This is a genomic window from Anatilimnocola aquadivae (assembly GCF_049819085.1).
GTDB lineage: Bacteria > Planctomycetota > Planctomycetia > Pirellulales > Pirellulaceae > Anatilimnocola.
In genome coordinates this window covers 7,302,555-7,326,751 of record NZ_CP187419.1, presented here as the reverse complement: position 1 = coordinate 7,326,751, position 24,197 = coordinate 7,302,555, and the positions used below count along the sequence as shown (strand labels likewise).

Below are 24,197 nucleotides of genomic sequence, written 5' to 3'. Positions count from 1 at the left end.
CGCGGAGGGCTACTGAAAAAGATGCCTACGACACCCGAAACAATCAGCGCGATGGAAAGCCGCTTCGGCCAGGAGCGCGTGACGACGTTTCGCGATGAAACGCGCGTGGTCGTTCCCAAGGCTGAACTGCTGGCGACGATGCGCCTGCTGAAAGAGGCTCGTTCGTTCGATCTGCTCGTGGAAGTGACCTGCGTCGACTATCTCAAGTTCCGCGATGCGACCGATCGCTTTGGCCTCGTCTATGTGCTGGCCAATACCATCACCAACGAGCGGCTGATTGTGCGCGTCATGCTGAATGAGCCTGACTTGAAGGTCGACAGCCTGTGCGTGCTGTGGAATGGCGCGAACTGGCTCGAGCGCGAAGTGTACGACATGTTTGGCATCGAGTTTGTCGGCCATCCCGATTTGCGTCGCATCTTGATGCCGGACGAGTTCACCTCGTTTCCGCTGCGGAAGGATTATCCGATGCAGGGCCGCGGCGAGCGGCACAATTTCCCGGTCCTTACCCGCAATCAGGCATAGTAGAGCACGTTCATGTCGATTGCTTCGTTCGAAAACCCGACCGCCGAAAAGCAGGATTATCTGTGGACGCTGAACTTCGGTCCACAGCATCCGGCCACGCACACCACGCTGCGCATCGTGCTCAAGCTCGATGGCGAACGGGTCATCGATGCCATGCCCGATATCGGCTACCTGCATAGCGGATTCGAAAAGCTGGGCGAACATCTCGATTACAACCAGTATGTCACCATCACCGACCGGATGAACTACATTTCGCCGGTTGCCAACGGCGTGGCTTGGCACGGTGCGGTCGAAAAACTGCTTGGCATCGAGATCACCAATCGCTGCAAGTACATTCGCGTGATCGTGGCTGAACTGGCCCGTATCAGCGATCACTTGCTCAGTACCGGAGCTATGGGGCTCGATACCGGCGCGTTTACCTTCTTTTTGTATGCCTTCTACCAGCGAGAAGTCATCTACGACATTTTCGAAACGCTCTCCGGCCAGCGTTTTCACCCCAGCTATACACGCGTGGGTGGATTGTCGCAGGACTTCACGCCGCTGGTGATCGAAAAGATTCGTACCTTCCTCAAGACCTTCCCCGATACGCTCAACGATATGGATCGGCTGCTCAATCGCAACCGCATCTACGTTGACCGCACCAAGGGTGTCGGCGTGCTGACGAAGGAAGAAGCCACGAACTGGAGCGCTACCGGCCCGGTTGCTCGCGCCAGTGGTGTTACCCGCGATCTGCGCAAGGATGAGCCTTACCTGGCTTATGCCGATTTCGACTTCAACGTCTGCTGCATGAAATCCGGCGATTGCTACGCCCGCTACTACGTGCGACTCGCCGAAATGCGCGAGAGCCTGAAGATCATTCACCAAGCGTTGGAAAACCTGCCTGCCGGGCCGATCAACGTGGGCATCGACGAGCGGAAGACCTTGCCGAGCAAGCAGCAGGTCTATTCGACCATCGAAGGCACGATTACGCACTTCGAAATGACGATGACCAATCGCGGCTTCACGGTACCGAACGAAGAAATCTACTCGGCCATTGAATCACCGAACGGCGAACTCGGCTTTTATGTTGCCGGCGATGGGAGCGACGTTCCTTATCGCGCCCGCTGTCGCCCGCCGTCCTACATTCACTTCGCTTTGTTTCCCAAGCTCATTCGCGGCCATACGCTTTCCGACGTGGTGGCTGTGCTCGGCAGTTTGAACATTATCGCCGCGGAATTGGACCGCTAACCCTCACCGCTCAAATCTCATGGCTGAACGCATCCTTACCGACGAAATGATCGAAGAAATTCGCGCGTTCATCCCGCGTTATCCTTCGAAGCAAGCCGTGACGGTCCCCGCGCTGCACATCGTCAACGACAAGCTGCGCTACGTGCCGCGACAAGCCGTCGTCGAGATTGCGCAACTGCTCGAACTGCATCCGGCACAGGTCCAAGATACGCTCACGTTCTACGGCTACTTCAAGCAAGATGCTCCCGGCGGTCGTTGCCGCGTGTGGGTTTGCCGCTCGATCGCATGTGGCCTGCGCGGCGCCGACGAACTGCTCGAACATCTCGAACACAAGCTACACGTGAAGGCTGGCGAAACGACCCCCGATGGTCGCATCTCGCTCGAGTATGCCGAATGTCTCGGCGCGTGCGAACATGCTCCTTGCATTCTCGCTAACGACGATTTGCACAAGAGTGTGTCGCAAGACCAGGCCGAACAACTCGTGGCGTCCCTGAAGTAACCCCGCGTTCGCGAACCCAGTAGCCCGACGCGTCAGCGAGGGGATTTAGAAACCAATGGCACAATTCGAACCAGTTCTGCTGGCCAATATCGACAAGCCTGATAGCTGGACCCGTCGTGGATACGAATCCACCGGCGGTTACGAAGCCGTGCGCAAAGTCATCGGCAAAATCGCCCCCAAGGATGTTGCCGAAACGGTGAAGAGCAGCGGGCTGCGTGGTCGCGGTGGCGCTGGCTTTCCGACCGGTCTGAAGTGGACGTTCCTGCCGCAGAATCATCCCGGCCCGATTTACTTTTGCTTGAACGCTGACGAAAGCGAACCTGGCACCTTCAACAACCGCGTGCTGATGGAGCTTGATCCGCACCAGGTGCTCGAAGGAATGATGATCAGCTGTTATGCAACGAATTGCAAAACAGCCTACTACTTCATGCGGTGCGAATATCCGCTGGCGTACAGGCGAACCCTGGCGGCCATTCAGGAATGCTACGACGCCGGCTATCTCGGCAAGAACATCTTTGGCAGCGATTACTCGCTCGATATCTTCCTGCATCGTGGTGCGGGCGCTTACATCTGCGGCGAGGAAACCGGCCTGATCGAAAGCCTCGAAGGGAAACGGGCCTGGCCGCGGATCAAGCCGCCCTTTCCGGCCGTCGAAGGTGCCTTTCGCAAGCCAACCGTCGTGAATAACGTCGAGACTGCTGCCTGCGTGAAGCACATTTTCGATCGCGGTGTCGAGTGGTTCAAATCCATCGGTGTGCCGCCCGATCCCAACAACCCACGTGACGCTGGCAGCTACGGCCCGAAGCTTTATTGCCTCAGTGGGCATATCAACAAGCCAGGCTGCTACGAAGCGCCGCTCGGCATCACCGTCACCGACCTGATTGAGCAATACGGCGACGGCGTCTGGAAGAATCGCAAAGCCAAGGCTTGCATTCCCGGCGGCATCAGCATGGGAATTCTCAAGGCGGATGAGTTCCACTGCCCGCTCGATTTTAACGGCCCCGGCAAGTTCGGCTGCCTCGGTCTTGGCACTGCGGCGGTGGTCGTCATGGACGAAACCGTGCAGATGGTCGACTACCTGATGAACAGCGCCCGCTTTTTCTCGCACGAGAGCTGCGGTCAGTGCACGCCCTGCCGCGAAGGAACCAGTTGGGCCACGAAGCTGCTCACTCGCATCAAGGCTGGCAAGGGCCGCTTGAAGGATCTCGATCTGCTGGCCGAAATCGGCGATACGATTGGCATCATGCCGGGCACGACGATCTGCGGTCTGGCCGATGGCGCTGCCTGGCCGCTGAAGAACACACTCAAAAAGTATCGCGGCGAATTGGAAGAGTACATCAAGAAGACCAATCCGGATGGCTGGGCCGAAACGAAGCCCGTGCCCGCCTTGAAATTGCTGAGCATTCACTAACGCTCCAGAGACCCTATGCCAGTCGTCATTGTTGATGGAAAAGAAATCGAGATCGGTGCCCAGGAACGCCTGAACGGCATCCAGGTCGCCCGTCGCGCCGGCGCGGAAGTGCCACACTATTGCTGGCACCCCGGTCTCTCCGTCGTGGCCAGTTGCCGCATGTGCCTCGTCGAATGTGGTCAAAAAGATGCTGCCACCGGCAAGATCGCCATGCAGCCTCGCCTTGTGCCGGCTTGCCAGACACCGGCGAAAGAAGGCACGGTCTTCGTGACCAACAGCCAAAAGGTCATCGACGCCCGGGCGATGGTCGAAGAAGATCTGCTGCTTCGTCACCCGGTCGATTGCCCCATCTGCGATAAGGCCGGCGAGTGCTCGCTGCAGGACTATCACTTCGAACATGGTCGCGATCAGCGCCGCGCCGATATTCAACCCTTCACCAGCCGTCGCCGCGAATTGGGCGACACGGTTACGCTTTTTGTCGATCGCTGCGTGATGTGTACCCGCTGCGTGCGCTTCACCCGCGAGATCAGCGGCACCAGTGAGCTGATGGTGATCAACCGGGGCGCGCACGAAGAAATCGATGTTTTCCGCAACGATGCCGGCGAGTTGCAGTTCCCGCTCGATAACAAAATGTCGGGCAACGTATGCGACCTGTGCCCCGTTGGTGCCTTGGGGGACAAGGATTTTCTCTACAAGCAACGCGTCTGGTTCATGAAGAGCCACGACAATGTCTGTGCCGGCTGCAGCACCGGTTGTTCGATCAAGGTGGAAGAGAACCAAGATCACATCTATCGGCTCAAGCCACGCGAGAACGAACACATCAACCAATGGTGGATGTGCGACGAAGGCCGCTATGGCTGGAAGCATGTTCACGATGCGGGCCGCTTGCTCGAACTGCGCAGGCATGTCGCCACGAGCAGCAACGGCGACTTTGTTAATCTCGATTGGCATGCACTCCCCGCTGAACTCGAAAAGTCGCTATCTGCAGCGGGTAAGCTGGGCGTCGCTCTGTCGCCGCACTTAACGGTTGAAGAAGCCTATCTGCTGGCCACGTATATTCGCCGGCTCGATCCGCAGGCCGTCGTTGCCATGGGGCCGATTCCCGTCGAAGGCACTGACGAGAAGTTCAAGAATGGCTTCACCATTCACGCCGAAAAGTGCCCGAACCGCCGCGGCGTTGAAGCGGTTGCCGCGCACTTCGCTGGCAAGGTCATCAGCTGGGAAGACTTCACCAGCCAGGCTTCATCGCTGGGCGGTGTTTGGCTCAGTGGTGGTTACAAGCACAACTGGAACGATGCTGCGACGGCCGCCAAGTTTGCCGGCGTGAAGACGCTCGTCGTCCAAGACTGCTTCACTTCGCCGCTCTGGGATGCCGCCACGTTTCAACTGCCCGGTGGTACGTTCGCCGAACGCGAAGGCTCGTACGTCAACTTCAACGATCGCCTGCAATCGTTCCGCTGGGCCGTGCGTGCTCCGGAAGGTGTACAGGTCGAAGGTCAATTGCTGTGGCAACTGACTGGTCGCGTCGGCTTGTATCAAGCGAAGCAGGTTATGGCCGATGTGGCTTGCGAAATTATGTTCTTCGCACCCGCTGCCGGCGGCGTGCCTGAACTGGGCGTCGATTTGAAAGTGAATCAACTTGCGGCCGCGGCTGCCCAACCGGCAGCTGCCACTACCTAGTTCACCGATGCCTACTCAACTCATTATCGAAGCTCTGATCAAGATCGCCATCATCCTTGGCGGCTTGATGACCGCTGCTGCCTACTTCGTGCTGCTGGAGCGGCGCATGGCGGCCTGGGTGCAAGATCGCATCGGTCCGAACCGCGTCGGTATCCCCGGCACTAAGGTTCGCCTGTTCGGTCTCGGCCAGCCTCTGGCTGACGGCATCAAGTTCATCCTCAAAGAAAACTACACTCCCGCGCACGTCAATCGCGCGCTCTATGCCATTGCTCCGGTCGTGATCCTTACTGCCGCGCTCACCACCTTCGTGGTGATTCCGATGGGCAGTTTGATTCCCACGTTCAAAGTCGGGCCGATCGAGAGCAAACAGCAAATCGAGATGATTGCCGCGCCGGGCATCGATGTGGGGATGATTCTGATCTTTGCCCTCTCCAGTATCGCCGTGTACGGCGTGATTTTGGGTGGCTGGGCGAGCAACAACAAATACAGCTTTCTCGGTGGCCTGCGCAGTAGTGCCCAGCTCATCGCCTACGAACTGCCCCTCAGTCTTGGCATTCTCGGCGTGGTCTTGGCCGCAGGCTCGCTCGATTTGGATGCCATCACCAAGGCCCAGTCGTCGCAAGGCTGGTATGCCTTCCTTCAGCCGCTCGGTTTTGTCGTGTTCTTGATTGCGGCCTTTGCGGAAGCTTCTCGCTTGCCGTTCGACTTGCCCGAAGCCGAACAGGAACTCATTGGTGGTTATCACACCGAGTATGCCGGTATGAAGCTGCTGCTGTTTCTGGTTGCCGAGTTTCTGCACATGATCGCCGCCTCATTCCTGATTGTGCAGCTGTTCCTCGGTGGCTGGCACCTGCCTTTCATCACTCCCTACAGTCCCGATCCGAATGGCGTTGAAACCATCAGTTGGGTCACGGCGATCCTGCGCATCGCGGTGTTACAGACCAAGATCTTCGGCGTGATTGTGTTCTTCATGTTGGTGCGTTGGAGCTGGCCGCGGTTCCGCTTCGATCAATTGATGGCCTTGGCTTGGAAGATCATGTTGCCGCTCGGCATCTTGAACCTCGTCGCCGTGGCTGTCGTGCAAGAGTTGCAGCACTGGTATGCACCGAATGGCTCGCTCAATTGGACCCTCCTGGGCATGGTCGTGGGCTGGGTGACGTTGATTGGCGGCTGGCTGGCCGTGGCCTGCAGTAATCCGCTCGTTACCGACAATCGTCCCCGCCGCGACATTTCGACGGCCGAAGTCGATTCGCAGATCTAAGTTTTGAATTACAGAATTCAGCTGTCATCATGAAACCCGACGACCCCAACATCACCTGGATTGAAGAGCCGAAGCTCGGCCTGTCGGGCATGCTCTACCTGCCGCTGTTCGTGCAAGGCTTGACGACCACGTTCAAGCACTTGCAGAAGTCGCTGGCTGGTGGCGTCGTCACGGTCAGCTATCCAGACGAAGAGCCCAAGATCGGCAATCCCCTCATCTATCGCGGCGTGCATCGCTTGAACAAAGACGAGCAGGGCCGCGTGAAGTGCGTCGCTTGCTTCCTGTGTGCAACGGCTTGCCCGGCTCACTGTATCGATATCATCGCCGCCGAAAGCCCCTGGCCCGATCGCGAAAAGTATCCCGAAAGCTTCGTCATCGACGAGCTGCGCTGCATTTACTGCGGCATGTGCGAAGAAGCTTGCCCCGTCGATGCGGTCGAACTGACGAGCCTGTATAACCTGACGGGCCGCAGCCGCGAAGAAATGATGTTCGACAAAGAAAAACTCCTCAGCGTGTACGACGCGACGAAAGACAAAGAACCGATGAAGTCGCCCGGCATGGGAGGAACGGCCACATGAGCCCACTGCTCGCCGCGACCGAGTTAGCCAAACTCACCGTCGCCGATATTTTGCAATGTCCCACCACGTGGGCCTTGCTGCTGTCCGTCATCGGTCTGTGGATGATGCTCCCGCAGGGACTTCGTCGCGGTAAGACCATTGGTGGCGTGTTGCTGGTCATCGCGCTCGGTCTGTTCGGCGCCGATCAACCTTGGCTGGCCAATCCCATGGCCCAGGGCATCTTTTGGCTAATGGCTACGGTCACACTGGTTGCCGCCATTGGCTGCGTCACGGCTCAAAGCCCCGTCTACTCGGCTCTCTGGTTCGCGCTCTCACTGCTGGGGGCTGCGGGTCTGTTTTTTCTCGGTGGCGCACAGTTTCTGGCGGTCGCGACCATTGTCGTGTACGCCGGTGCCATCGTGGTGACGTTCCTGTTTGTGCTGATGCTCGCCCAGCCCGAAGGTCATTCCGCTTACGACCGCATTAGCTGGGGCTGGTTTCCCGGAGTCCTGTCGGTATTCGCCGCCGCTTCGTTGGTGGCGATGCTGACCTTTTCACTCGGCGGTCTGCGGCAGCAAGCGGTCGCCGAGAGCGTCGCCATTCACAATCGCGAAGTGGCCGCTGCCAAGTTGGACAAGCAACGGGTCGCCGCCGACTCCACATCCGAAGAGATCGCCGCTGCCAATCCAGCCAAAGCCAATCTGACTTTGGATTCAAATCACATGGCCCGCCTGGGTGGCTACCTGTTCACGCGGCATCTGGTCAGCGTCGAAGTGGCCGGCACGCTCTTGTTGGCGGCACTCGTGGGCGCGGTGGCAATTGCCATTCAAGGCAAGCAGCGCGATCGGGTTGAAGAGGCACTCACGCCTGGGGGCAACTCATGAACGAACTGAGCCTCCTCCACAACTATTTGACGGTTGGCAGCCTGCTGTTTGTCATCGGACTCGTCGGCTTTCTGGTGCGGCGGAACATGATCGTCATGTTCCTCTGCGTCGAAATGATGCTGCAAGGTGTCGCGGTTTGCCTCGTGGCCTTTAGTCGTTACCACGGCAGCTTGGGCAATCTGTTTGCCTGGGATGGCCAGGTGCTGGTGATCTTTATGATCACGGTCGCTGCTTGCGAAGCGGGAATTGCGATGGCCCTGATTCTGATGCTGGCCCAACGCACGGGCAAACTCGACGCGGTCGATTGGCAAGACTTGCGCGAAGAGGGCCAGCCCGCCTACATCGATCAACAAGTGCCCGAAGAATTGGCCGAAGACCAGGTTTGGCCCACGCTCACGCCCGCCGGCCGCGAGCCCCTGCCCAACATCGACGAACAACAGCATCGCAGCCGGGTGTAACGCATGGATACGATTTCGCTCTGCCTGATCCTCATTCCCGCGTTGCCGCTGGCCGCCGCGATTATTGTCGCGTTGCTTGGTGCCCGCGTGCTGCGCGAGGCCAGTCATTGGCCGGTTGTCATCGCCATCGCAGGCTCGTTTCTCTGCAGCATGCTGCTGGTGCGTGAGATTCTCGATGCCCAATCGAAACAACCCGAAGGGGCCGCCGGCTTCGAAAAAGTCGTCACCCTCTGGACTTGGGCGAACATCGAAAACGCCTATGACTTGAAGCCAGCTGTGCCGGCCGAAGGCACGACCGGCGATGCGAATGCCGCCGTTGTTCCGTCCGATGCGGGCTGGAAAGACTTCCGCATCGATGTCACCCTGCGAGCCGACGCTCTGACTTCGATGATGCTCTCGATGGTCACGTTTGTCGCGACGCTGGTGACCATCTTCGGTGCTGGCTACATGCACGGAGATCGTGGCTACTGGCGCTTCTTCGCGTATGTGGGCCTGTTCGTCTTCTCGATGACCATGCTGGTTTCAGTCAGCAACTTTGTGCTGCTGTTTGTATTTTGGGAAGCGGTGGGCGTCTGCAGTTACCTGCTCATCGGCTTTTGGTACACCAAGCCCGAGGCAGCTGCGGCCGGGATGAAGGCATTTCTGGTCAACCGCGTCGGTGACTTTGGTTTCGCCCTAGCCTTGTTCCTGATCTGGATCACCTACGGCACGCTCAACTATCACGACACCCTGCGCGACGGCACGACTGATCCGCAGACGATTGCCGACACGCTCGCCAAGAACGACCGCGTACTCGCCGATACGGCCAATGGTCCCGTTGCTGGCAAGGCATTGGTGCGCGGCGTGCTCGGCCAGATTCGGCTGCAGGACGGGCTCTTTGTCGGGGGCGCGGTAGCCACAGCGATCTGCCTGCTGTTGCTCGTCGGAGCCTGCGGCAAGAGTGCCCAGTTCCCGCTGCACATCTGGTTGCCCGACGCGATGGAAGGTCCTACTCCCGTTAGCGCGCTCATTCACGCGGCAACGATGGTGACTGCCGGCGTCTACATGGTGACTCGCTGCACGCCGCTGTTCATGATGTCGCCGACGGCTCAACTGGTCGTTGCCTGCATCGGCGGTTTCACGGCGCTACTCGCCGGCCTGATTGCCCTCACGCAATACGACCTGAAACGCGTCATGGCTTACTCAACCGTGAGCCAACTGGGCTACATGTTCCTGGCACTGGGTGTGGGCACGTTCGCGGGCATCACCGGCGGCATGTTCCACTTGTTTACGCACGCCTTCTTCAAGGCTCTGCTGTTCCTGGGTGCCGGTAGCGTGATGCACGCGATGGGCAACATTGTCGATATGCGACAATTCAGCGGCTTGCGAAAGTTGATGCCGCAAACGCACTGGACGTTCCTTTGCGGCTGCCTGGCTCTCGCCGGTGTCTTTCCGCTCGCTGGTTTTTGGAGCAAAGACTCGATCCTCGGCGCGGTGCACGACAAGGTGCATGAACTCGAACACGAGCATCATCACCGGGCGCATGGCAGCGATCATCCACCGGTGCAGTCACCCGATCCTAGCGCCAGCGACAAGCACATCGTCAGCCCGGTTGATTCACTCAGCGATGCGGAGCTTATTCGCTTCGCCTGGGTGTACAACGTGTTGTACTATTCGGGTCTGTTCACCGCATTTTTGACAGCGTTCTACACGTTCCGGGCGTTCTTTATGACGTTCTACGGCGAGGAAAAGATTCCGCCGCAGGCTGGGCATCATGCGCACGAGTCTCCACCACTAATGACCATTCCGCTGATGATCCTCGCCGTCTGCGCGGTGCTTGTCGGCTTGGTGTGGATGCGCGATGGGGCCACGACGAACTTGCTCGTCGAGTACATCGGCCACACGCCATCGCTGGCAACCGGACTCGTGGCAGCCACTCGCCCCGTTCATGGCGAATTTCACCTGACCGTGGCCGCACTTAGCTCGGTGGTGGCGATTGCCGGCATCTTGCTCGCCCTCTATCTGTATTTGGGCGAACGGACTGAAGCTAACTTCGTCCGCGATGTGTTCGAACTGAAAGGTGTCGAACGCTTCACCGATCCGCAGTGGGTTTTGCAACTCGAAAAAGTCTGGTGGATTGGTGGGCCAGTTCGCTGGCTCCGCAGTGTGGGCCTGGGGTTTGTGGTTTCAGCGATTGGCCTGTTGCTGGGTGTCGTGTCGATGATCCTGGCGATTCCGCTGTTGTTGGGGCAGTTCATGTCGCCCTACAAGCTGTCGCAAAACAAGTTCTATTTGGACGAGCTTTACTACGGCCTGTTCGTGTGGCCGCTGAAGGTGCTCGCCCAAGTTTTCTATTGGATCGATCGCAACATCATTGATGGCCTGGTGAACGCTTGTGGTTGGTTGCCCAAGGAAGCTGGGTCCTTGATGCGTTCGCTGCAGATGGGCCTCGTGCAGTTTTATGCCGCAGCCATGGTGCTGGGCGTGGTGATTTTGCTCGCTGCTCGCATGCTGTGGGCAGGATAAGGTGACATGAATACGGTCCTGCTCATTGCGATCTTTTTGCCGCTCCTCGGCGCTGCACTCCTGTGGGTAGTGCAACCGCTGGGACGCGATGCCGTGCGCTATACCGCCCTGGGTGTGGCCTTGGCGACGCTCGTGGCTGCCCTGACTGTTTGCTACAACTTTCCCCGCGATGGCGTGATGCCCGAGGGTGGCTATGCCGCTACCGACTATGACTGGCTCGGCTCCGCGATCGGCAGCGTCGATGTCAAATTCAGCGTGGCCCTCGATGGTCTCGGCGTGTGGATGTTCGGCCTCTCCGCCGTGCTGATGATCACGGCGATTCTCGTTAGCTGGGAAGCGATCAAAGAGCGCGAAGCGCTCTTCTACGGCATGCTGCTGCTCCTGTTGTTCGGCTGTCTCGGTGTGTTCTCGGCCCGCGATCTATTGCTGTTCTACATCTTCTTTGAATTCACCCTGATCCCGCTCTTCTTTTTGATCGGCATCTGGGGGAGTGAAGATCGTCGCTATGCGGCCATCAAGTTCTTCTTGTTCACGTTGGCTGGCAGCATGCTGACTTTCCTCGGCTTGCTGGCGATTGTCGTTTGGGACTTTCAACATCGAGGAGATGGCGTTCTGCACTTCGGCATCGCCGACCTCGTCCAAGGATTGAAGAATTACCCGCTGCCGCCGACCTGGCAATTGGTGATCTTCGTGGCCCTGTTTGCTGGCTTTGCCATCAAAGTTCCGCTCTTCCCGTTGCATACCTGGTTGCCGCTGGCTCACGTGCAAGCGCCCACGGCGGGCAGCGTGATTTTGGCTGGCATTCTGCTGAAGATCGGCGTCTACGGCTTCCTGCGGTTCAGCATTCCGATGTTGCCCGACGCAACCGTGTTCTGCGTGCCGTATTTACTGTGGCTCTCGCTGGCCGGCATCATCTACGGGGCACTGGTGGCACTCGCCCAAAAGGACATCAAAAAACTCATCGCCTACTCATCGGTCAGCCACTTGGGCATTTGCATGCTCGGCCTGTTTGCTCTCACGCCGCAAGGCGTGCAGGGTAGCGTGCTGCAGATGGTGAATCACGGCGTGAGCACCGGTGCCCTCTTCGCTTTGGTGGGCATGGTCTACGAGCGATATCACACGCGGCAAATTGCCGACCTGGGTGGCCTGGCGCTCCGCACACCGTGGATCGGCTTCTTCATGGTCTTTTTCACGTTCTCCAGCATTGGTGTGCCGGGCCTGAATGGCTTCCCGGGTGAGTTCATGGTGCTCATCGGCATGTTCCAGCGAGCCTTCGCTCAAGCCCCTGCGGCGATGAAGGCTCAATGGATGGTCATCTCGGTCCTGTCGGTCAGCAGCGTGGTGCTCGGTGGCTGGTACATGCTGTATCTGGTGAAGAATGTCTTCTTCGGTCCGCTCAAGGAACCCGCCGAAGCCAGCCATCATCACATCGACGATATGAAGTGGCGAGAAATCGCCGCCCTGGCTCCACTCGCGGTACTCGCGCTCTGGATTGGTCTGGCGCCGCAGCATTTCCTGGCGCCAATGGCCCCCGCCATCGACCAGGCTTACGAGCAGGCCGCTGCTCGCATTGGTCAGCCCTATCAAGACTCCGAACCACGCGCGGCTCTCCCTTCCACTCAAAACTCTGCGGAGGCGATCGCCCGTGTTCGTTGAAGCTCGTACGCTGGGCCTGCTTGGTCCCGAAATTCTACTCATCGCCATCGCGACCCTGATCTATGTCGGCGGCACCTTCGTTCGTCAGCGCGAAACCTGGTCGCTGGTCGCCTTGATTACGTACGTCGCCGCGGGCATCTGGCTGTTGAGTACCACGAGCGGCAGCGAGGTTGTTAACTCGGGACCGATCAGCTCGAACGGCATGAGCCTGTGCCTGCGATTGCTGGCCCTGGTGTTGGGTATCACGTTCACCCTTGCCGCTTCACAACAGGCCGATCGCCTGTTGGCGACCGAGTATCTGGGCACGCTGATGTTGATTGTCGTTGGCCTGATGTTAGTCGCCGGCGCTAACGAACTCGTGCTGATGTTTCTGGGGTTCGAATTGATCTCCGTTCCCACGTACGTTTTGCTCTACCTGGGGCGGCGCGACCGAGCCACGGGCGAAGCTACGATGAAGTACTTCTTCCTCAGCATTCTCTCGTCGGCCCTGCTGCTGTTTGGCTTGGCGTTTTTGTTCGGCATGGCTGGTACGACGACCATCACCGGCACGCATGCAATTCCCGGCATTCGCGAAGTGTTGCAACTGGTGTCCGCGGGGGATCCAGGCAATCCACAAAAGGCACTACTACCGCTCGCTCCAGTCGCACTCGTGCTGATTCTCGCCGGCCTGGGCTTCAAGTTGACGGTTGCTCCGTTTCACTTTTACGCGCCCGACGTTTATCAAGGAACGACCAACCTGAACGCCGGTCTGCTGGCCGTTGCTCCCAAAATTGCTGGTGTGGTCGGGCTCGTGCGGCTCGTCATCATCGCCCTGCCCATTTCCGCCGACTTTGCCTGGCAGTTGGCCCTGGTACTGGCGGTCATTACCATGACGCTGGGCAACGTGTGTGCCTTGTGGCAGCGCAATGTTCGCCGATTGATGGCTTACTCGTCCATCGCTCACGGCGGCTACTTGCTGCTCGGTTTGGCCGCCGCCGCGGGCAGCAGTGCCTTGCCGCAACTGAACGCTGATGGCGGCGTCACGGCGATCATCTTCTACGTGGTCGTCTATTCGCTGGCCTCGATGGGCACCTTCACGGCGCTCGCTTACCTCAGCACGCCACGCCGCGAACTGCAAACCGTTGACGAGCTCGCCGGCCTTGGTCGCACTCAGCCTTTGGCTGCCGCGGTTCTGGCCGTCTGCATGTTTTCGCTCGCCGGCTTGCCCCCGCTGGCCGGCTTCTGGGGCAAGTTCTCGCTCTTCACTAGCGCCCTGCAACTGGCCCTGAGTGAAAGCGGCAATATCTCGCTGGGCTTTGTCTTGTTGCTAATCGTCGGTGCTCTCAACGCCGCCGTTGCCGCGGCGTACTACCTGCGAATCGTCAGCGTCATGTTCTTTCAACCAGCGACTAGCGAAGCGCCGCAACACTCAGGCTGCTACGGCTCGCTCGCTGCAGCGGTGTTCTGTGGTGCTCTGGTTGTTTTGAGCGGTATTGCTCCTGGGCCCATCCTGCGGCTGGCAGGTGAATCGGAAGAACAACTGATCGGCTCGTTGAAGAAGCCCACTGCGACCGCCGTGGCAGTTCGTCCTGCTGCTGCTCCGGGCGAGATTCTGGCGACCAAAGTCGCCAAATAGTCTGTGCCATCATCATCCCTGCTGTCACACACGTGACAGCAGACTCAAGGTTTGCCGTAAGCACTCTGCTCTGCCTCTTTGCGCATATTCCCCAACGCGAACGCTTCTCGCAATCCGTTTGTGCAGACCGGCCGTTGCACTTCTGGCAACCGCGCTGCGGGAATTCCTCAGACGAATCGTTGACTTTGGCAGATACCCCTAGTTAGCGTTGTGGGAAGGCATTCGTCCGGACGCCTCATCGTCCAGCATTCATTTGCCAGCAAGGACACGCTGGCAATCTCTTCTCACGGAATACGCACACCTCGGTGGAGCAGAACAGATGGCGATGCACCTGCGCGCATTTAGCAACCAGACGGCGGCAACTTCCACGCGCAACTTGGCGAAGCAGCAACAGCGGCGAATGTTTCTCGAGACCCTCGAGCGCCGCGAAATGTTCGCTGCCGATGCGGTCCTCACTTGGAACGAACACCTGCACGAAGTGGTACGGACCGACGAAGCGCAGATGGGACCGACCCGTTCCTCGCGCGCGTACGCCATGGTTCACCTCGCCATCTACGATGCGGTGAACGCCATCGATCAAACGCACACGCCCTACATGCTCACGCAAACGGCTCCGGCAACTGCCGATATCGACGCTGCCGTCGCAGCTGCCGCCAGCGCCGTGATCAAAGAACTCTATCCCGAAAAAGCTGCCATCGTCGATGCCTGGTATCAGGATGAACTGACGGCCATTCCCGACGGCCAGGACGAAGACGACGGCGTGGCCATCGGCGAAGCAGCGGCCGAAGCCATCATGGGCATGCGCGATGCCGACGGCTCCAACGGCGTGAAGAAGTACACCGTTAACAAGGCCGTTGGTCACTGGCGGCCCGATCCTACTATTCTCAGCACGCCGCAAATGGCGCTCGATCCTGCCTGGGGCAAGGTGACGCCCTTCGTCATCAACAGCACCAGCGATTATCACATTCCCGCTCCGCCCAAGCTCACCTCGGCCGCGTATGCTGCCGCTTACAACGAAGTGAAAGAATACGGCGCACTCAACAGTACCGTTCGCACAGCGGACCAAACCGAGATTGGCATCTTCTGGGCCTATGACCGCAAGAACTTTGGTCCGCCACTCGTTCTGTATAACCAGAACATGGCCGACATCGCCATGAACGAAGGGAACACGGTCGTCGAGAATGCTCGCCTGTTCGCCCTGGGCAACGTGGCCATGGCCGATGCCGGCGTGGTGATCTGGGACTACAAGTACCGCTACGATTTCTGGCGACCCGTCTCGGCGATCCGCGAAGGGGCGAAAGACGGCAATGCCTTGACGGTACCAGACACCACCTGGGTTCCGCTCGGCGCACCGGGAAACGGCACGACCATTCCTGACTTCACTCCGCCGTTCCCGGCCTACGGGTCAGGGCACGCCGGCTTTGGTGCGGCCCTGTTCAAGGTGCTCGAGAACTTCTACGGCACCGATACTCCCACACCGTTCACTCTGCACTCGGATGAAGGGGGCGGGCTTACGCGCAACTACACTTCTTTCAGCCAGGCTGCCTGGGAGAACGGCAAGAGCCGCATTTACCTCGGCGTACACTGGGAATTCGACAATCAATACGCACAGCAGCAAGGGCGCGGCATCGGCGACTTCGTGTACGACAAACTATTCCAGCCCATCACCGGCACCGATACGCTCCTCTCGGTCCGTCGCAACGGTGGCGGTCTACAAACGATCGCCCTGGCCGATACTGCCGACGTGCTCGTTAAGCGGGTCGGTGCCAACCTGCAGGTCATCGACCAAAGCACCAACACCGTGGTCTTCACCTCGCCGCTGGCCAAGATGGAACACATCGTGCTCGACGGCCGCAACGGTGCCCAGAACACCCTGACCGTCGATCTCAATCCAGGCCCCATCCCCACGCTGCTCACCATCGATGTGCTCGGCGGAACCGGCGACGGCGACGCGGTCGTCATCAGCGGTAGTGCCCGCGCGGAACTGCTCAAGCTCAACGGAGACGAGCTAACGCTAGGTGCCAGCTCGCCGACCATTTATGTGCCCGGTGTCGAGGCCGTAACGCTCGCGGGCAAGTCTGGCAACGACACCTTCACCCTGCTCGGCAATCAGACAGACCGTAGCATCACGCTGCAAGGCGATGCCGGCAACGATGTCTACAAGATCGGCTCGCACGGCGCGAACATCGTCGTTACCGATTCAGCTGGCATCGATACGCTCGATTTTGCTGCCGCGACGGCCGCCGTCGAAGTCGATCTCGCCCTGAGCGCGGCCCAGCTGCAAGCCAATGTTGGCGATAACACGCTGCAACTGACGGGCCTCATCGACAACCTCGATGGCTCCGAGTTCGACGACAAACTGTTTGGCAATACGCTTGCGAATCGCATTCGTGGTCTTGCCGGCAACGACATTCTGCGTGGCGAAGGTGGCAACGACACCGTCGATGGCGGTGATGGCGACGACATCCTGCTAGGTGGTCTTGGTGGCGACAAGGTCTACGGCGGCCTCGGTCGCGACCTGCTCATCGGCGGCCTGGGAGTCGACCTGGTGAACGGCGGCGGCGGAACGGGGAACGAAGACATCCTCATCGGCGGCACCACCACCTTCGATGCCAACGAAGCGGCTCTGCTGAGCATCATGGCCGAATGGACGTCGGCCAACTCAAACGCCGACCGCATCAACAACCTGAAGAACGGCACTGGCGTTGCCCCCAAGAACAACGGCACCACCTATCTGGATTCGACGACCGTGCTGAACGACAACAGCCCCGACTCACTCTGGTACAACGCGGGCGACCTGATGTTCAAGCTCAACCCTGATCTGCAGCAGAAGGGCTAAGCTTAGGAAGTGGGGAGTGGCGATTGCGGAATGCGGAGTTCTCGTACTCCGCATTCCGAATTCCACAAGTCGCACTATTTCAGCTCCAGCCCAATCAAATACGCATCGAGTTCCCGCTTCAGCTTTTGCTCGTTCTCGTTAGCCTGCGTGATCTGGGTTCGCAGGGCGTCGACGCTGTCTTCCTGCTGCGTAAACTTGGTTACGTAACGCCGGAACAGATCAGAGTCCTTGGGCAACTGGGCCATGTTCTCGCGAATTCGCTTCTGTTCCTGATCGATCACCGCGACCTGACGTTCGAGCTCTTGCCGCTTGGCCCCCGCAGCCTGAATGGCTGTCTTGCGCGTCACCACTTCTTGTAGTGCCTTCTTCACTTCGTCACTGATGACAGTGGAGTTGACGTAGTAGACGATCGCATTGCTATCGAGATTGGTGATCGCAATCTGCTCGCTCGAGGTGTGCTCTTCTTTCACATCGAGCGTCACCGGCTTACCCGGTTCTGCGGTCACGGCAAAACGATACCGGTCGCGCGTCTTCTCTTCAGGATTCTTCGGCGTGACGAGCACCCAAGGCTGCTGCAGTGGATGTTCGATCAGTACCTTCTTGGCCTTCTTGCCGCTGTTCTTCACGACGAACGACTTCGTCCGCTCGTGCTTATGGCTGGTGTGCAAGGTTCCCTTACTGATCCGCACGCTCACCAGCCGTTGCGGGTCCTGCTTGTTGGTGGGAGCCACTTCGGTATCGAGATCCATCGCGTAGCTGATGAGTCGTTCAGTGCCGGGCTGCAGATCTTGAATCTGCGCGTCGCCCGCATAAGCGCCGTCGTCGAACACGGTGATCGGGCCCTGCATCAAGTGCAGTTCGGTCGTGTTCTTCAGCTTGAGGCCATTCAGCGGATGCTTGGCGTGTTGCGCTTCGCTGTAGATCGAAACCTTCTCACCGGCCACCGATTCGTTGACGATCGGCAACATGGCGCTTTGGCTCCGTTGCAGTTTGACCGGAGTGGCAATCTGATAGCGGAACATTTCGCCGACATCGGAAGCTTGCGCCACCGACTGCATGCTCCGTTGCAGGTCGGTACGACCAAAGTTCTGCGCTTCACCTTGGCCAGCACCACCGCCCAGGGCCAAACCCTTCGCATAGGCAGCGTTGGCCGGCGGCGCTCCGGGCATCGCGCCGCGGCGATTGGCCAACTGCTCGCGCAGCAGCATCTCGCCCGATTTCTCTGCTTTGGCATCGTTCGCCCGGCGGAAATCACCATCGGCGGCAGCCAGGTCCTGGTCATAGGTGCGCGGCCGCAGCGAAGCGTATAGCTCGGGCTTCACTTCCGGCCGCTCGACATACAACGGCTGATACAAGTCCATCGTGAACGATATCGGCCGGCCACTGACCAGTGTCAGGTTGACGTTGTCCCAATCCGATTCGGTGGTGTTTTCGACAATGGCCCAGCCTTGCAGCAGCGGCTTGTCGTCGTCGCTCATGACCAGCCGATAGCTGGTTTTCCAGATGGGTGCTTCTTGCACGTAGCCGACATTCACATCCCGCTTCCCTTCGCCGAGAAACGTCAGCGAGACTGTCTTCTTGTCCGAGTTCTTGCTGGTTGCGAGCACAATCAGAGCCTGTCGCAGATCGGCGTCCAACTTGGCATTCGTCAGTTTGATGCGGCCGACATTTTCGAGCGAGACACTACGCAGACCTTCTTCGGTCAGCAGGTTCAAAAACCGGGTCTCGATGACTTCGTCATCTCGGCCGACGGTGACCTTGCGAGTTTCGACGCCCAGAATAGTGCCAGCGATCTTCGTCGGGGCATCGATTTCGATCTGCTCGCCCCGGATCTGTTGCAGCAAGTCGCCCAGCGTCGGGTTGCTGGTCAGGTCGATGACGAAGGTCTTCAGCGCGCGATCGATGGGAACCTTGCTGCCGTAACTGATCGTCGAAATGCGTCCGCCACCCTGATCTTGCAACACCATGCTCTTCAGCAGGTCGTTAATGTCCTTGACGTTGAACTTCATATCGACGGTGGCATTCCCTTCGACTTTGCCCGCGTGCTCAAAGAACGCGACGCCCGAACTGAACATCACCACGCGCTTGACGGGAATGTCGATTCCCTTCTCTTTTTCTTGTGCGAGCCCGGCCGAAGCCAGAAACAGAGGCCCCACGCCGGCCGCTACTGCCAGGGCCGCGAATCGCAACCAGCGTTGCAGTGGATTCATCAAAGGATTGACTTGAGACATCGGAGAGGCTCCGTAACTGCTTGAAAATGCGAGAGTTGGGAAGAGGGTTGCCCGCCAGCAAGAACCGGCCGACCGCACCGGCCATTCTAGTTCGCCACCGCCAGTCAGGCTGTGGAATAAGACGAGCCCCGCCGCGAAAGGGTTTTGTCGTTCCAGGCCGTTCGCTGTGATTCGTCTCGGCAGGGAAGCTGAACGATTGATGCGCAGCCCGCAGCTGTTCCGCCGGTATCTAGCTCGTCAAGCGGCGCAACTTCAAAACCGACGCGTCGTGCTACCTGGGAGACAAATCGGTTTTTCCAAAAATTCTCTGAAAGATCGGCCCCTCGGGGTACATTTAGAAGGTAAGGCATTCGCCGAACTCTTCTTTGTCCGTGTCTTTGTCCGTAGTCGTCGTCGCATGAAACCCGCACCACACCAGTCCGCTGCCCCCGAGCATCCCACGCTGGATTCGCTCCGCGCGTATGGACAGGGGAAGTTGGCGGCGGCGCAAATGACGGTCATCGAAGACCACCTAAGCGGTTGCACCACCTGCTGCGAAGCGCTCGCCAGCACGCCGGATGACACGCTGCTAATTCGTGCTCGGGAAGCGGCCACGAGCGGCTTTCGCGCCAGCGAGAAGACCGTGGGGACCAAGCCAGCGAAGGTCCACGAGATTCCGCAGCCTTTGCGAGATCATCCACGCTATCGCGTGCTCGGCTTGCTCGGTGCCGGTGGCATGGGTGCCGTCTACAAGGCCGAGCATCGCCTAATGGAGCGGATGGTCGCGCTGAAGGTTATCAATCCGAACCTGGTTTCCAGCCCGGCAGCGCTGGAGCGGTTCGAGCGGGAGGTGAAGGCGGCGGCCAAGCTCTCGCATGCGAACATCGTCACGGCACACGATGCCGAACAAGCCGGCAACCTGCACTTTCTGGTCATGGAGTTTGTCGACGGCGCGAGCCTCGATCGGCTGCTGGCCACGACCGGTCCCTTGCCGGCGCAACAGGCCGCGCACCTTGTTCGTCAGGCAGCGCTCGGGCTGCAACATGCGCATGAGAAGGGCATGATTCATCGCGACATCAAGCCGCAGAACCTAATGGTGACGCGCGGTGGCGTGCTGAAGATTCTGGACTTCGGTCTGGCGCGTCTCGCCAGCCAGGCCTGGCAAAGTGCTCACGAGGCGGGCGAAGAACCCGAGCGGCCAGCGAATGCCACGCGCGTGGGCTCCGTCCTTGGCACGCCCGACTACATCGCACCGGAACAAGCCAGCGATGCGCACGCGGCGGATATTCGCGCCGATATCTACAGCCTGGGCTGCACGCTTTACTATCTGCTTTCCGGTGAGCCGCCGTTTGTGGGCGGTTCGCTCGTCGATAAGCTGCACGCGCACAAGCACGCCCAGCCCACGCCGATTCAGCTACGCCGGCCAGAAATTCCCAACGAGTTGGCGGCCATTCTCGATCGCATGCTCGCGAAAGATCCTGCCGCGCGCTATGCCCGCCCAGCTGATTTGGCTCAGGCACTGCAGCCAATTGCCCGCTCGCGGGCGTTAGCGACCGGCAACAGTGAGACGAAGGTTCGCACCCTGCCTGTGGCAACGGTGCTCGCCGAACCTGAACCGCCCAGGTCGCTCGCGGGCGAGCAGGTTCCCGAACTACTTCCCGATCTAAACGCCATCGATCTCAATGCACTCCCCGCGGTCAGCAATTCGGCCTCGGGAATCAAAGTAAAGAAGCCCAGCGAGCAGATTCCGCCGCTCTATTGGGGCGGCGCGATTGCTACCGCCGCCGCACTCATTTTTGTCGTGGCCTGGATGATGTTCGGCGGCAATGGAGACAGCGGCAAGAAGCAGGCTAAGCTTGCCAAAGTAACCACCCCGCCCAAGGTCGAGCAAACCGAGCCGCCTGTTGTTCCTGTTCAGCCGAAGGTGATTCCGAAGAAAACGAACGACGCAGGCCAGCAGGGAAAGAGCTTCGCCAAGAATGGCTTCGGCCAGCAGAACACTCCGCCGGTAACCGCCGCACCGAAGAAGATCCTGATGATCGTGCCGCAATATCAGCTGTACTATCCCGATTACGCGGATGTGCGCGCCGCGTTGCCCAGCCACCTGCAGTTGGAAACCGTGTCGCTCGCAGGAACGGCTTGCGATCTGGTGAATGAGGGTCCGCAGACGATACTTACTCCGGATAAAAAGCTAGATCGCAACATCAACGCCCGCGACTACGCGGCGATTGTCTTTGCCGGCTACTCATTGCGAGAACTGATTGACAATCCAACCGGCCGCCAGGAAACACAGCGGCTGTTGAATGAGTTTAAGCGAGACAATAAACCGATCGCCGCCATCTGCGGTGGGCAAAATATTCTCGCGGCCTTTGGTGTGCTAACCGACACCACGCGTGTTGCCGGTGGACAGACTGCCGAATCGCTACCGGAGTTCAAGCGGAGTCCGGCTGTTCGCGGCGGCAATGTGGAAACGTCGGGCAACATCATCACTGGCAGCGGGGCACCTGTCGCCCAAGAATTTGTTCGTCATCTGGTCGCTGCCATCCGCTAAGATAAGTCACTCAACAGGCTGATTTACTTCTTCGATTTTCAGGCGGATACCGTCATGTCACCCGGGGCTCGCGCGCTGTATTGGCTCGGCGTCGTGCTGATGCTGCTGAGCATTGCCGATGTTGTCTTGGTTCGCTTCTTTCGTATCGACGTCACCGGGCTTCCCTGGAGCACGCTCGCATTGGGCTGCACGGGAATCATCCTCATGCAGATTGCGCGGTTCATCCAACGCGAACCGCAAACTGAGGAAGAAGCCTGACGCAACCTCGCCACTCGCTAGCATCCCCGCTTGCTAGCATTATGGTCACTAGCACTGCAATCATCTCGCTCCGCCGAGATGATTGCAGTGCGAAACGTGCCCAGCCGTCGAGAGCGATCATCTTGCGGAGCAAGATGACTACGATAAAGACGATCTTGCGGAGCATGATGACTACGATCAAGCACGCTGAGATAAAGCACGTTGAAGCCAGGGTGGTGTTGCCCGCAGCGGGCACTTGCCGTTAAGCTACGCGACTGGGGAAGACTTCCCCGTCATGGATGGTTCGAATTAGGAGCTTTGCACGGTGTTTGTTTCGGCTACTACAGATTGCTTTCCCGATTTATCGCTGCCCGCCGCTTTGGATCGCCTGACCGGCCTGGAATATACGGCCGTTGAATTGGCAATGTTCGAAGATCGCGAGCAGTTCAAGCCTTCGTACATTGCCGCGAATTTGGAAAAGGCCATCGATCAGTGCCGCAACACCCAGCGGCTGGATATCGTCGCCTTTGACTTGCGAATTACGGCCACGGGCGAAGCACACTACGAACAATTCCTGGCCATCTGTCGCATGGCCAAGACCGTGAAGGTCGTCACGCTCACCGTGCCGTCGGCCGAAGTGGGCACACCCTTCAACGAAGAGGTCGATCACCTCCGCAAGCTCGTCGATATCGCCACCATGCAAGGTGTGCGCGTCGGCATCAAGAGCCAGATCGGCCGCCTCAGCGAAGACATGGATACCGTCACGGTCCTGTGCGACAACGTGAAGGGGCTCGGCCTCACGCTCGATCCGAGCGTGTACATCTATGGCAATGCCCAGGGCAAAGCCATCGACAAGCTGATGAAGTACACCTTCCACACGCAACTGCGCGATACGAACAAGAAGGCCTTTCAAGTTCGCGTCGGCCAGGGCGATGTCGAGTACGGCAAGCTGATTTCTCAGCTGCAAAAGGTGAAGTACAACCACGGCCTGAGCGTGAACATCAGCGACGTCGAAGGCGTCGACCACGCCGGCGAACTGCGCAAGATTCGCTTGCTGCTCGAAAGCCTGCTGTAGATTTTTGCAGGCTGGCAGTCTAGCTCAAAAGCCTATCCCACCCGGCCGAAGTGATCGCCGGGTTTCACGGGGTAGCCTCGCAGGAATTCACTGATCTGCAGCACCCGTTTGCCGGCAGGTTGCAGCGCGTTAATGGCGAGGCAACCTTCGCCGGTCGCAATCACCAGTTTCTGGCCATCGCTGGTGATGACCTTGCCCGGCTCGGCTTCGGCGGGTTCGTTGACGACTGTCACACGGTCGACGATCACGCGCAGCGGTTCACCAACGGGACGCAGCCAATGTGTGTAAGTCGTGGGCCAAGGTTTGAGCGCGCGAACTTGCCGCTGGATGAACGCTGCCGACTTCGTCCAGTCGATTTGCCCGTCGGTCTTCGCCAGCCGCGGTGCCTTGGTGACTTGATCGGCCGCTTGCCGCGACCCGATGGGCGAAACACGATCCCACTTGGCCAATTGCTCGACGGCATCGAGCACGGCCGTGACGCCCATTTCGCTCAAGCGTTGTTCCAGTTCCACCTGCGTCTCTTCGGGGCCGATTGGCGTTTTTGTCACCACAAGGCAAGGCCCACCGTCGAGGCGCGGAGTCATATGAATTACCGTGATGCCAGTTTCCTGCTCTCCCTCAAGAATCGCCCAGTTGATCGGTGCCGCGCCGCGATATTTCGGCAGTAGCGAGGCGTGCAGGTTGATGCCGCCGAGTGGAGCAATCCCCAGAGCCGAGCGCGAGAGAATCTGGCCGTAGTCGCAAACCACAAACAGGTCGGCGTTCCACTCGCGCAGTTTCGCTTTGGCTTCTTCTGTGTTGATGCTCTCCGGCGCATAGACCGCCAGGCCACGTTCTTCGGCCAGATCGCGCATCGGGTTCAAGCTGGCCTTCTCGCGTCCCTTGGCGAGTGGAGTGGGTCGCGTGACGAGCGCCAGGACTTCGTGCGGCGAATCGAGGAGCGCGCGAAAGGTTGGGACGGCGAAGGGGCCAGTGCCCATCATCAAAAGACGCATCGAAGCACGCACAAC

The 24,197-nt window shown here is 59.1% G+C and carries 18 protein-coding genes; 16 read left to right on the top strand and 2 right to left on the bottom strand.

Annotated elements, in window-relative coordinates; genetic code table 11:
* Positions 1-21: 21 nt before the first annotated feature.
* The 13 genes from NA78x_RS29010 to NA78x_RS28950 all read left to right on the top strand — a co-directional run bounded on the left by NA78x_RS29010 (position 22) and on the right by NA78x_RS28950 (position 17,114).
* The gene (locus tag NA78x_RS29010; protein ID WP_425615871.1) at positions 22-522 is read left to right on the top strand and encodes an NADH-quinone oxidoreductase subunit C; all 501 of its coding nucleotides are present in this window, start codon (positions 22-24) and stop codon (positions 520-522) included.
* 12 nt (positions 523-534) lie between these two features.
* Entirely contained in the window at positions 535-1,749 is a 1,215-nt protein-coding gene (gene nuoD, locus NA78x_RS29005; protein WP_425615870.1) for an NADH dehydrogenase (quinone) subunit D, read from the top strand.
* A gap of 19 nt (positions 1,750-1,768) precedes the next feature.
* Positions 1,769-2,248 carry an NAD(P)H-dependent oxidoreductase subunit E gene (locus NA78x_RS29000; RefSeq protein ID WP_425615869.1) on the top strand — a complete coding sequence of 160 codons (480 nt, stop codon included), beginning with the start codon at positions 1,769-1,771 and terminating at the stop codon, positions 2,246-2,248.
* Positions 2,249-2,303: 55 nt separating this feature from the next.
* On the top strand, positions 2,304-3,659 hold the full coding sequence (nuoF, locus tag NA78x_RS28995; protein ID WP_425615868.1) for an NADH-quinone oxidoreductase subunit NuoF: 1,356 nt from the start codon (positions 2,304-2,306) through the stop codon (positions 3,657-3,659).
* A gap of 15 nt (positions 3,660-3,674) precedes the next feature.
* Positions 3,675-5,339, top strand: coding sequence for a 2Fe-2S iron-sulfur cluster-binding protein (locus NA78x_RS28990; protein WP_425615867.1), 1,665 nt, complete (start codon positions 3,675-3,677; stop codon positions 5,337-5,339).
* A gap of 7 nt (positions 5,340-5,346) precedes the next feature.
* Positions 5,347-6,600, top strand: coding sequence for an NADH-quinone oxidoreductase subunit NuoH (gene nuoH / locus NA78x_RS28985; RefSeq protein ID WP_425615866.1), 1,254 nt, complete (start codon positions 5,347-5,349; stop codon positions 6,598-6,600).
* Between the two features lie 29 nt (positions 6,601-6,629).
* Complete coding sequence (locus NA78x_RS28980) at positions 6,630-7,178, top strand: NuoI/complex I 23 kDa subunit family protein (protein ID WP_425615865.1); 549 nt, start codon at positions 6,630-6,632, stop codon at positions 7,176-7,178.
* Positions 7,175-8,041: an NADH-quinone oxidoreductase subunit J family protein gene (locus NA78x_RS28975; protein ID WP_425615864.1), complete on the top strand. Its 867-nt coding sequence runs from the start codon at positions 7,175-7,177 to the stop codon at positions 8,039-8,041. The genes NA78x_RS28980 and NA78x_RS28975 overlap by 4 nt, the downstream gene beginning before the upstream one ends.
* Positions 8,038-8,499: an NADH-quinone oxidoreductase subunit NuoK gene (gene nuoK, locus NA78x_RS28970; protein WP_425615863.1), complete on the top strand. Its 462-nt coding sequence runs from the start codon at positions 8,038-8,040 to the stop codon at positions 8,497-8,499. Before NA78x_RS28975 ends, nuoK begins: the two co-directional genes overlap by 4 nt.
* Positions 8,500-8,502: 3 nt before the next feature.
* A complete protein-coding gene (locus NA78x_RS28965) occupies positions 8,503-11,004 on the top strand; it encodes an NADH-quinone oxidoreductase subunit L (RefSeq protein WP_425615862.1) in 2,502 nt (833 codons plus the stop codon).
* A 6-nt stretch (positions 11,005-11,010) separates the two neighbouring features.
* A complete protein-coding gene (locus NA78x_RS28960; RefSeq protein ID WP_425615861.1) occupies positions 11,011-12,660 on the top strand; it encodes a complex I subunit 4 family protein in 1,650 nt (549 codons plus the stop codon).
* On the top strand, positions 12,650-14,275 hold the full coding sequence (locus NA78x_RS28955; RefSeq protein ID WP_425615860.1) for an NADH-quinone oxidoreductase subunit N: 1,626 nt from the start codon (positions 12,650-12,652) through the stop codon (positions 14,273-14,275). Before NA78x_RS28960 ends, NA78x_RS28955 begins: the two co-directional genes overlap by 11 nt.
* A gap of 319 nt (positions 14,276-14,594) precedes the next feature.
* Positions 14,595-17,114 (top strand): hypothetical protein, encoded by a 2,520-nt coding sequence (locus tag NA78x_RS28950; protein WP_425615859.1) that lies wholly within the window; start codon positions 14,595-14,597, stop codon positions 17,112-17,114.
* 74 nt (positions 17,115-17,188) lie between these two features.
* Here NA78x_RS28950 and NA78x_RS28945 read toward each other — a convergent pair whose 3' ends face one another.
* Positions 17,189-19,345 carry a hypothetical protein gene (locus NA78x_RS28945; RefSeq protein WP_425615858.1) on the bottom strand — a complete coding sequence of 719 codons (2,157 nt, stop codon included), beginning with the start codon at positions 19,343-19,345 and terminating at the stop codon, positions 17,189-17,191.
* 397 nt (positions 19,346-19,742) lie between these two features.
* Here NA78x_RS28945 and NA78x_RS28940 point away from each other — a divergent pair, with 397 nt between their 5' ends.
* The 3 genes from NA78x_RS28940 to NA78x_RS28930 all read left to right on the top strand — a co-directional run bounded on the left by NA78x_RS28940 (position 19,743) and on the right by NA78x_RS28930 (position 23,187).
* On the top strand, positions 19,743-21,875 hold the full coding sequence (locus tag NA78x_RS28940; RefSeq protein WP_425615857.1) for a protein kinase domain-containing protein: 2,133 nt from the start codon (positions 19,743-19,745) through the stop codon (positions 21,873-21,875).
* Between the two features lie 54 nt (positions 21,876-21,929).
* The gene (locus tag NA78x_RS28935) at positions 21,930-22,133 is read left to right on the top strand and encodes a hypothetical protein (RefSeq protein WP_425615856.1); all 204 of its coding nucleotides are present in this window, start codon (positions 21,930-21,932) and stop codon (positions 22,131-22,133) included.
* 304 nt (positions 22,134-22,437) lie between these two features.
* Positions 22,438-23,187, top strand: coding sequence for a sugar phosphate isomerase/epimerase family protein (locus NA78x_RS28930; RefSeq protein WP_425615855.1), 750 nt, complete (start codon positions 22,438-22,440; stop codon positions 23,185-23,187).
* Between the two features lie 32 nt (positions 23,188-23,219).
* On the opposite strand, the gene fmt is transcribed toward NA78x_RS28930, so the two are convergent.
* The gene (fmt, locus tag NA78x_RS28925) at positions 23,220-24,182 is read right to left on the bottom strand and encodes a methionyl-tRNA formyltransferase (RefSeq protein WP_425615854.1); all 963 of its coding nucleotides are present in this window, start codon (positions 24,180-24,182) and stop codon (positions 23,220-23,222) included.
* Between the last annotated feature and the right edge of the window lie 15 nt (positions 24,183-24,197).